We start from the raw sequence: 8,926 nt of genomic DNA on the forward strand, positions 1-8,926 counted from the left end.
AGCGTAGTCACCGTGAAAGGATGTCGGCATGTCGCGAACACCGATGGCGCTGCTCTCGCCCGCCGATCAGGAGCGGCTGCGCGGCCTGCGCCGGATGAAGGCGGTGGCCCTCGGTGCACTGATCTTCATGGCCGTCGTGTTCGTCTTCTCCTTCTGGCTCGAATCCCGGCTTCCCTGGCTCGGCTACGTGCGGGCGGCCGCCGAGGGAGGCATGGTCGGCGCGCTCGCCGACTGGTTCGCCGTGACGGCGCTGTTCCGCCGCCCGCTCGGGCTGCCGATCCCGCACACCGCGATCATCCCCAACCGCAAGGACGAGATCGGGCGCACGCTCGGCGAGTTCATCGAGACGAACTTCCTCGCTGGCGACGTCGTGCGCGCGAAGCTGTCGACGACCGCACTCTCGCAGCGCCTCGGCGAATGGCTCACCGACGAGGCGCATGCCCAGCGCGTGGCGTCCGAAGCCTCGACGGCGGCGTCCGCTGTGCTGCGCGCGCTGAGCGACGACGACGTGCAGAGCCTGATCGCCGACCTCGCTCGCGAGCATCTCATCGAGCCCGACTGGGCGCCGTCCGCCGGCACCTGGCTGCAGCGCATCGTCGAGGCCGACGCGCATCGCGGGGCCGTCGACCTCGCCGTCGACAGTCTCGGCGCGTGGCTCGAGAACAACGCCACGGCCTTCCAGGGCCTCATCTCCCGCCGCCTGCCGTCGTGGGTGCCCCGTCTGGCGCACCGCTTCGTCGACGAGACGGCGTACAGCGAGGCGCTGAAGTTCGTGCGCGCCGTGCACGCCGACCCCCGGCATCCGGCCCGAATCGCCCTCGACGGCTACCTCGGGCGCCTCGCCGACGGTCTGCAGCACGACGAGGCCATGCGCGACCGACTGGAGAGCGCGAAGACGACGCTCTTCGACAGCCCCCGCGTGGGCGAGCTCGCTGCGCAGGTCTGGAACACCGCGAAGACCGGGCTGCTCGACGCCCTGGCCGAGCCCGAGAGCGGGCTGCGCCGTCGGGCCGCTGCTGCGATCGCCGAGATCGGGCAGCGGCTGGCCACCGACCCGGCACTGCAGGCGCGGGTCGACGGCTGGGCGACGGACGCCGCCGTGTTCCTCGTCGACCGGTATCGCCACGACATCGCATCGATCATCACCGACACCGTCGAGAAGTGGGACCCGGCCGAGACCACCGAGAAGATCGAGCTCATGGTCGGGCGCGACCTGCAGTACATCCGGCTCAACGGCACCGTGGTGGGTGCGCTGGCGGGACTGGCGATCTACGCCATCGCGCACGCCCTCATCCCCGGCGCCTGATCCGGCGCCGGGGATGAGGGCGTGTCTCAGGCGCGCAGCGCCTCGGCGATCGGCGTATCCCCGTCATTGAAGAGGATGGTCCGGCCGATGGTGGCGTCCTCGACGAGCACCTGCGCGATGACCTGAGCGACGTTCGCGCGCGACACCTGGTCCGACTCACTCGAGGTGACGTCGATGCGCCCCGTTCCCTCCTCGAGGGTGAGTCCGCTCGGGCCCAGCACCGTCCAGTCGAGCTGCGACGAGCGCAGGTGCTCGTCTGCCGCGGCCTTCGCCTCGGCATAGGTGTGGAAGGGGTTGTCCTCCGGGATGCCGTGATCGGGCGATGCCCCGAAGTACGACACCATCACGTAGCGGCGCACCCCGGCATCCGCCGCCGCGTCCATCGACCGCACGGCCGCGTCGTGATCGACGGCGCGCGTGCGCGCGGCATCCCCACCCCCGGCACCCGCCGACCACACCACGGCGTCGTGCCCGGCGAGCAGTTCGGCGATCGCCGCCTGGTCCTGATGCTCGACGTCGAAGACGACCGGCTCAGCGCCTGCCGCACGGACGTCGTCGGCGTGGTCGGGATTGCGGATCACGGCCTTCACCTCGTCACCACGTGCTGAGAGAAGAGGAGCAAGCAGCAGGGCGACCTTTCCGTGGCCGCCGAAGATCAGGATTCGAGTCATGGCTCCACGCTACGCCGTCGTCATCCGCCGCGGGCCGGCGCGGCCGTGCCCGTGAGAAACCACAACGCGCATGAGAAACACGCACAGGGGTGCTTTCTCACGCGGGATGTGGTTTCTCGCCGATGAAAGCGCGACCGGGCCAGGGCTCAGCGGGCGGCGAGACCCGCGAGCAGCTCCAGCACGCAGAGCGCCGCGAGGCGCACGGTGCGCGCGTCGTCGGCATCCGCGGTGGCATCCACCTCTGCGATGTCGGCGCTGACCACCTTCTCATCCGCGGCAATGGCGCGCACCAGCGCGCGCAGCTCCCCCGCGGCGAGGCCGCCGGGGACGCTGGCCGGGCAGCCGGGCGCGGCGGCGCGGTCAACGACATCGACATCGATGTCGAGATGGATGCGGGAGCCCGCGCCGGCGACGGCGAGCGCCTCCGCCACCACCGCGGGGATGCCCTTCTCGCGCACCTCGTCGAGCGTGATCACGCGGATCCCCCACTCGGCGGCGCGTTCCGCGTAGGCGGCGGAATTCGCGAAGTCCGCGATGCCGATCTGGACGATGCGGGTCGGGTCGATGCGCTCACCCTCGGGAGCGTCTTCGACCAGGCGACGCACCGGTGAGCCGTTGGAGACGTCGTCGCGCAGGTCGAAGTGCGCGTCCAGCGTGATCAGCCCGTCGGCTCCGGCGCCGCGGGCGACAGGGTACGTGAGCGAGTTGTCGCCGCCGAGTGCGATGACGAGGCGGGTCTGCTCGGCGAGTTCGCGCACCCTCACGACGCCGCGCTGCACGCCCTCGTCCCCGTCTGGTTCGTGCACGTCGCCAGCGTCGACGATGCGCAGGGTCTCGTTCAGGTCGACCATCGGCGGCCCCATCAGCGTGGCGCTGTAGCGCGGCAGCGCATCGCGGATCGCCGCCGGCGTCGCGTGCGCGCCGGTCGGTGACAGCGACGTGCGCCAGGTCGGGATGCCGATGAGCGCGGCATCCGCCCGTTGCCCGGCCTTCGGCGCGGGCCACGACCCCGCGCGGGGCCAGAGTTCGTCGTGCGAGAGTGCCATGCTCATCCCTTCCGCCAGACGGACGCGCCGTCCTTCCACACCTGCTGCACGAGCGGGACGCCAGGCCGATACGCCAGATGCACCCGCGTCGGAGCATCCAGCAGGACCAGATCGGCCCGCGCGCCGGGTGCGACCACGCCGATGTCGGAGCGCTGCAGCGCGGCCGCTCCCCCGGCGGTCGCGGCCCAGATCGCTTCGCCCGGCGTCATCCCCATGTCGCGCACGGCGAGCGCGATGCAGAACGGCATCGACGAGGTGAAGCTCGAGCCGGGGTTCGTGTCGCACGCGATGGCGACCGTGACCCCGGCGTCGATCAGGCGGCGGGCGTCGGGGTACGGCTGCCGGGTCGAGAACTCCACACCTGGCAGCAGGGTGAGCACGGTGTCGGATGCGGCGAGCGCCGCGACGTCATCGTCGGTCAGGTAGGTGCCGTGATCGACCGAGGCGGCACCGAGCTCGATCGCGAGCTGCACCCCCTCGCCGGGCCCGAGCTGGCTGGCGTGCACCCGCGGCCTCAGGCCGCGGGTGATGCCTGCCTCGAGCACCCGCCGCGACTGCGCGACGCTGAACGCGCCGGTCTCGCAGAACACGTCGATCCATTTCGCGTGCGGGGCGCAGGCATCCAGCATCTCGCCGATCACCAGATCGACGTAGGCGTCGCTCCGGTCGGCGTACTCCGCGGGCACGACGTGCGCGCCGAGGTAGGTGACCTCGTCGGTCACCTCGGCCGCGAGACGCACCAGGCGCTGCTCGGTCTCGACGTCGAGCCCGTAGCCGCTTTTGATCTCGACGGTCGTCGTGCCCTGGGCGAGCATCTCGTCGAGAAAACCGCGCACCCGTGCTCGCAGCTCGTCGTCGCTCGCCCGCCGGGTGGCGGCGACGGTGGAACGGATGCCGCCTGCGGCGTACTTCTGTCCGGCCATGCGCGCCTCGAACTCGGCTGCCCGATCGCCGCCGAACACGATGTGGCTGTGGCTGTCGACGAAGCCGGGGATGACAGCGCGTCCTCCGGCGTCCACGATCTCGTCGGCGGCCGGCGTTGACTGGGCCCCTGAGCCGCTTTGGGCTCCTGAGCTTGCCGAAGGACCGACCCAGGAGATCAGTCCGTCCTCGATGAGAACGGCGGCGTCCTGCACCGTGCCGTCCTCATGCGTCTGGGTTCCTGAGCCTGTCGAAGGACCGACGTTCGTCGTCAGCTCCCCGATGTTCGTGATGAGCGTGGTGGTCACAGCATCGGCACCTTGAGTCCGCGTTCGCGGGCGATGTCGCGCGCGTGCTCGTAGCCGGCATCGACGTGGCGCATCACTCCGGTGCCCGGGTCGTTGGTGAGCACGCGCTCGAGCTTCTGGGCCGCGAGTTCCGAGCCGTCGGCGACGGTCACCTGACCCGCGTGGATCGAGCGGCCGATGCCCACGCCGCCGCCGTGGTGCAGCGAGACCCAGCTGGCGCCCGACGAGGTGTTCAGCAGCGCGTTGAGCAGCGGCCAGTCGGCGACGGCGTCAGAGCCGTCCTTCATGGCCTCGGTCTCACGGTACGGAGATGCGACGGAGCCCGAGTCGAGGTGGTCGCGGCCGATCACGATGGGCGCCGAGAGCTCGCCCGAGGCGACCATCTCGTTGAACTTCAGCCCGGCGAGGTGACGCTCCTTGTATCCGAGCCAGCAGATGCGAGCAGGAAGGCCCTCGAAGTGCACCTTCTCGCCGGCCTTGGCGAGCCAGCGGTGCAGCGCCTTGTCGTCGGGGAACAGCTCGGCGATGGCGCGGTCGGTCCGGTAGATGTCCTCGGGGTCGCCGGAGAGTGCGACCCAGCGGAAGGGCCCGCGGCCCTCTTCGAACTGCGGACGGATGTAAGCCGGCACGAACCCGGGGAAGTCGAAGGCGCGATCGAAGCCGCCCAGCTGCGCTTCGGCGCGGATCGAGTTGCCGTAGTCGAAGACGGCCGCCCCGGCGTCCTGGAACGCGACCATGGCAGCGACGTGCGCGGCCATCGCCTCGCGCGCGCGCCGGGTGAAGTCCTCGGCGTCGCGCTCCGCCTCGGCCTTCCAGTCCGCCACCGAGACACCGAGCGGCAGGTATGCGAGCGGGTCGTGCGCGCTGGTCTGGTCGGTCACGACGTCGAAGGTCAGCTCACCGGCATCCTGACGGCGCTTGAGCTCGGGGAAGATCTCCGCGGCGTTGCCGACGACACCGACCGAGAGCGCCTCACCGGCCTGCTTGGCGGCGACGACGCGAGTGACAGCCGCATCGAGGTCGGTGGTGTACTCGTCGAGGTAGCCGTGGTCGACGCGGCGCGCGAGGCGCGACTCGTCGACATCGACGATCAGCACGACGCCGTCGTTGAGGGTGACCGCGAGCGGCTGCGCGCCGCCCATGCCGCCGGCGCCGGCGGTGAGGGTGAGGGTGCCCTTGAGGGACTCCCTGCCCAGCGAGCGGGCGACGGCCGCGAAGGTCTCGTAGGTGCCCTGCAGGATGCCCTGCGTGCCGATGTAGATCCACGAGCCGGCGGTCATCTGGCCGTACATCATCAGTCCCTCGGCCTCGAGCCGGCGGAACTCGGGCCAGGTCGCCCAGTCGCCCACGAGGTTGGAGTTCGCGATGAGCACGCGCGGCGCCCACTCGTGGGTGCGGAACACCCCGACCGGCTTGCCGGACTGCACCAGCAGCGTCTCATCCGCCTCGAGCTCGTCGAGGGTGCGCACGATCGCGTCGTACGCCTCCCAGCTGCGGGCGGCTCGTCCCGTGCCGCCGTAGACGACGAGATCCTCCGGATGCTCGGCGACCTCGGGGTCGAGGTTGTTCATCAGCATCCGCTTGGCCGCCTCGGCGCCCCAGCTCTTCGCCGTGCGCTCGTTGCCGCGGGCCGCGCGGATCTTGCGGCTGGGGTCGTGCGGGGCGTGTTCAGACATGCGCATGCTCCTTCGCAGTGCGGAGGACGGCGCCCGAGCGGACGAGCTCGGTCACGGCCTCCATGTCGGGTGAGAGGAAGTGGTCGGGCCCGGGGCCCGCGGCCACGGTGCGGACGAGGTCGCGGACGGCACCCGTCGCGGGCCCGGCCTGCAGGGGTGCGCGCAGGTCGAGGGCACGGGCGCCGGTGAGGATCTCGATGGCGAGCACGCGCGTGAGGCCGTCGATGGCACGCCGCAGCTTGCGCGCACCGGACCAGCCCATCGACACGTGGTCCTCCTGCATGGCGGAGGACGGGATCGAGTCGACCGATGCCGGCACGGCGAGGCGCTTGAGCTCGGAGACGATGCCGGCGGCGGCGTATTGGGCGATCATCAGACCCGAGTCCACGCCCACCTCGTGGGCGAGGAAAGGCGGCAGCCCGTGACTGCGGGCAGGGTCGAGAGCGCGGTCGGTGCGGCGCTCGGAGACGGATGCCACATCCGCGACCGAGATCGCGAGGAAGTCGAGCACCGCGGCGATGGGCGCTCCGTGGAAGTTGCCGTTCGACTCGATGCGGCCGTCGCTGGTGATCACCGGGTTGTCGATCACGGATGCCAGCTCCCGCTCGGCGACCAACGCCGCGTGCGCCATCGTGTCGCGGGCCGCGCCGTGCACCTGGGGCGAGCAGCGCAGCGAATAGGCGTCCTGCACACGCCCGTCCTCGGGCCCCTTGTGGCTGTGCACCATGGGCGAGTCGCCGAGGAAGGCGCGCAGATTCGCAGCCGAGGTGCCCTGACCCAGCTGCGGACGCAGCGCCATCAGGTCGGCCGCGAACACCGCATCAGTGCCCAGCTGCGACTCGATCGACATCGCGGCGGCGAGGTCCGCCGTCGTGAGGAGGTTGTCCAGGTCGTGCAGGGCCAGCAGCAGCATCCCGAGCATCCCGTCGGTGCCGTTGATGAGCGCGAGGCCCTCCTTCTCGACGAGCACGAGCGGGTCGATGCCGGCGGCGGCGAGAGCGTCGGCGGCGGGGACGAGCGCACCATCGGCATCCCGCACATCGCCTTCACCCATCGACGCGAGCGCGACGTGGGCGAGCGGGGCGAGGTCGCCCGAGCAGCCGAGCGAGCCGTACTCGCGGACGACCGGGGTGATGCGGGCGTTGAGCATGGCCGCGTACGTGTCGACGACGACGGGACGCACGCCCGTGTGCCCGGATGCCAGGGTCTGCAGGCGAAGCAGCTGCAGCGCGCGCACGACCTCGGTCTCGATTTCGGCTCCCGTGCCGGCGGCGTGGGAGCGGATCAGGCTGACCTGCAGCTGTCGACGCCGCTCCGGCGCGATGAAGGTCGTGGCGAGGGCACCGAAGCCGGTCGATACCCCGTAGTGCGGATCGGGGTCGGCGGCCAGGCCGTCGATGACGGTGCGCGCGGCCGCGACACGGTCGCGGGCAGAGCCGGCGATCTCCACGCGGGCAGAGCGGCGGGCGACGGCGACGACATCGGCGGGGGACAGAGGAGCGGCGCCGACGACCACGGGTGAGGAATGCTGCATGTCTCGATTCCACACCGTCCCCGCTTCTGATGGGGAGCGGAATGGCAGACTGTGTCTGTGATCCCAGACCCACCGGATGCCCAGACGGCCCGTCCGCAGGTGCCGGCAGCCGACCAGACGCTGCGCATCCTGCGTCACCTGGCCCGGCGTCCCGCACCGATCGCGGCGACAGCGCTCGCACGGGAGCTCGGGATCCCGCGTTCCACCGTCTATCACCTCCTCGCGACGCTCGAGGAGCACGGCTTCGTCGTCCACCTTCCGCAGGAGCGGCGATGGGGGCTGGGCACCAGCGCGTTCGAACTCGCGGGGGGCTACGCCAGACAGGAGCCGCTGGCGCGGCTCGGACGGCCGATCCTCGCCGCTCTCGCCGACCGCGTCGGCGAGAACGCCCATCTGGCGGTGATGAGCGGGCGGGATGTGCTGTACATCGTCGAGGAGCGCGCTGCACGCCGGCCCGCCCTGGTGACCGACGTCGGCGTCCGGCTGCCCGCGCATCTGACCGCGACCGGGCGAGCGATGCTGGCGGCGCTCCCCCGCGCGCAGGTCCGGGCGCTGTATCCGGATGCCGATGCCTTCACCGACCGGACAGGCAGCGGCCCCATGCGCCCATCCGAACTGCGTGAGGTGCTCCGTGAGGCGCGACAGACCGGTCTCGCCACAGAGGATGGCGAGGTGACGCCTGGTTTCCGGTCTGTAGCCGCGGCAGTGCACGACCGTGGCGGATGGCCCATCGCGGCGGTCGCGGTGACGTGGGAGGGCGTGCGCGATGCCCCTGCCGTGACGGAGGTGCAGGAGGCGGCGCGGATTCTGCAGACCAGGCTGGGATACGACCGCCGCTGAGACGACGAAGGGCGTCGGGAGGCTGCGGTACACAGTCTCCACGACGCCCTCGACGAGTCGGGGTCAGCCCGATGCGCCCTTGCGGGGCTTGAGGAAGGACTCCGGTTCGCGCCTCGCGCGCTTCTCCGCTCTCTTCTCCTTGAGTGAGAGCTGGGGTGCCTTCTTCCCGGCTCGTGACTGCGGTGTCTTTCCAGACATGTACTCGCTTCCCCTCTTTCGGCTGGCGGGTTCGGTAACCACTGACCATAGCCCGTCCGCAGGGGAAGTCAAATCATGCGCACTTAACGCAAAAGAGCCACCCAACAATGGGTGGCTCTTTCACAGAAGAAGTCCGGCGGTGTCCTACTCTCCCACAGGGTCCCCCCTGCAGTACCATCGGCGCTGTGAGGCTTAGCTTCCGGGTTCGGAATGTGACCGGGCGTTTCCCTCACGCTATGGCCGCCGTAACACTATTGACGTTTCGGCAACGCACACGTTGAGTGTGGTTGTTCGGTTCCGACCGTACGTCGAGAACCACAAAGTGGACGCTTTCATCTCGCAGAAAGGAGTGTTATCAAGTCATCGGCTTATTAGTACCAGTCAGCTGCACGTGTTGCCACGCTTCCACATCTGGCCTATCAACCC

The 8,926-nt window shown here is 70.4% G+C and carries 7 protein-coding genes and 2 rRNA genes; 2 read left to right on the forward strand and 7 right to left on the reverse strand.

Annotated features, from left to right (window positions below; translation table 11 throughout):
• Positions 1-28: 28 nt before the first annotated feature.
• Complete coding sequence (locus ACIPV2_RS13860) at positions 29-1,306, forward strand: DUF445 domain-containing protein (protein ID WP_400842192.1); 1,278 nt, start codon at positions 29-31, stop codon at positions 1,304-1,306.
• Between the two features lie 26 nt (positions 1,307-1,332).
• Here ACIPV2_RS13860 and ACIPV2_RS13865 read toward each other — a convergent pair whose 3' ends face one another.
• The 5 genes from ACIPV2_RS13865 to hutH form a co-directional block, all read right to left on the reverse strand.
• On the reverse strand, positions 1,333-1,977 hold the full coding sequence (locus ACIPV2_RS13865) for an SDR family oxidoreductase (RefSeq protein ID WP_400842194.1): 645 nt from the start codon (positions 1,975-1,977) through the stop codon (positions 1,333-1,335).
• 146 nt (positions 1,978-2,123) lie between these two features.
• Entirely contained in the window at positions 2,124-3,029 is a 906-nt protein-coding gene (locus tag ACIPV2_RS13870; protein ID WP_400842196.1) for an arginase family protein, read from the reverse strand.
• A complete protein-coding gene (gene hutI / locus ACIPV2_RS13875) occupies positions 3,026-4,252 on the reverse strand; it encodes an imidazolonepropionase (RefSeq protein WP_400842198.1) in 1,227 nt (408 codons plus the stop codon). Before hutI ends, ACIPV2_RS13870 begins: the two co-directional genes overlap by 4 nt.
• Positions 4,249-5,928, reverse strand: a complete 1,680-nt coding sequence (gene hutU, locus ACIPV2_RS13880; RefSeq protein WP_400842200.1) for a urocanate hydratase — start codon at positions 5,926-5,928, stop codon at positions 4,249-4,251. The genes hutI and hutU overlap by 4 nt, the downstream gene beginning before the upstream one ends.
• On the reverse strand, positions 5,921-7,462 hold the full coding sequence (hutH, locus tag ACIPV2_RS13885; RefSeq protein ID WP_400842202.1) for a histidine ammonia-lyase: 1,542 nt from the start codon (positions 7,460-7,462) through the stop codon (positions 5,921-5,923). The genes hutU and hutH overlap by 8 nt, the downstream gene beginning before the upstream one ends.
• Before the next feature lie 51 nt (positions 7,463-7,513).
• Between hutH and ACIPV2_RS13890 the strand changes: the two genes are divergently transcribed.
• Positions 7,514-8,302 (forward strand): IclR family transcriptional regulator, encoded by a 789-nt coding sequence (locus ACIPV2_RS13890; RefSeq protein WP_400842204.1) that lies wholly within the window; start codon positions 7,514-7,516, stop codon positions 8,300-8,302.
• Positions 8,303-8,631: 329 nt separating this feature from the next.
• On the opposite strand, the gene rrf is transcribed toward ACIPV2_RS13890, so the two are convergent.
• Together rrf and ACIPV2_RS13900 are read right to left on the reverse strand one after the other, a co-directional pair.
• Positions 8,632-8,748: ribosomal RNA gene (rrf, locus tag ACIPV2_RS13895) — 5S ribosomal RNA — on the reverse strand.
• 103 nt (positions 8,749-8,851) lie between these two features.
• A 23S ribosomal RNA gene (locus ACIPV2_RS13900) occupies positions 8,852-8,926 on the reverse strand; the annotation flags it as partial.

The organism is Microbacterium sp. NPDC089987, from assembly GCF_044748505.1.
Lineage (GTDB): Bacteria > Actinomycetota > Actinomycetes > Actinomycetales > Microbacteriaceae > Microbacterium.

Bases quoted from the DNA above. Each gene is read 5' to 3' on its own strand.
- hutU (WP_400842200.1), bottom strand. From the start codon at position 5,928: ATGTCTGAACACGCCCCGCACGACCCCAGCCGCAAGATCCGCGCGGCC.
- hutH (WP_400842202.1), bottom strand. From the start codon at position 7,462: ATGCAGCATTCCTCACCCGTGGTCGTCGGCGCCGCTCCTCTGTCCCCC.
- ACIPV2_RS13870 (WP_400842196.1), bottom strand. From the start codon at position 3,029: ATGAGCATGGCACTCTCGCACGACGAACTCTGGCCCCGCGCGGGGTCG.
- ACIPV2_RS13860 (WP_400842192.1), top strand. From the start codon at position 29: ATGTCGCGAACACCGATGGCGCTGCTCTCGCCCGCCGATCAGGAGCGG.
- ACIPV2_RS13865 (WP_400842194.1), bottom strand. From the start codon at position 1,977: ATGACTCGAATCCTGATCTTCGGCGGCCACGGAAAGGTCGCCCTGCTG.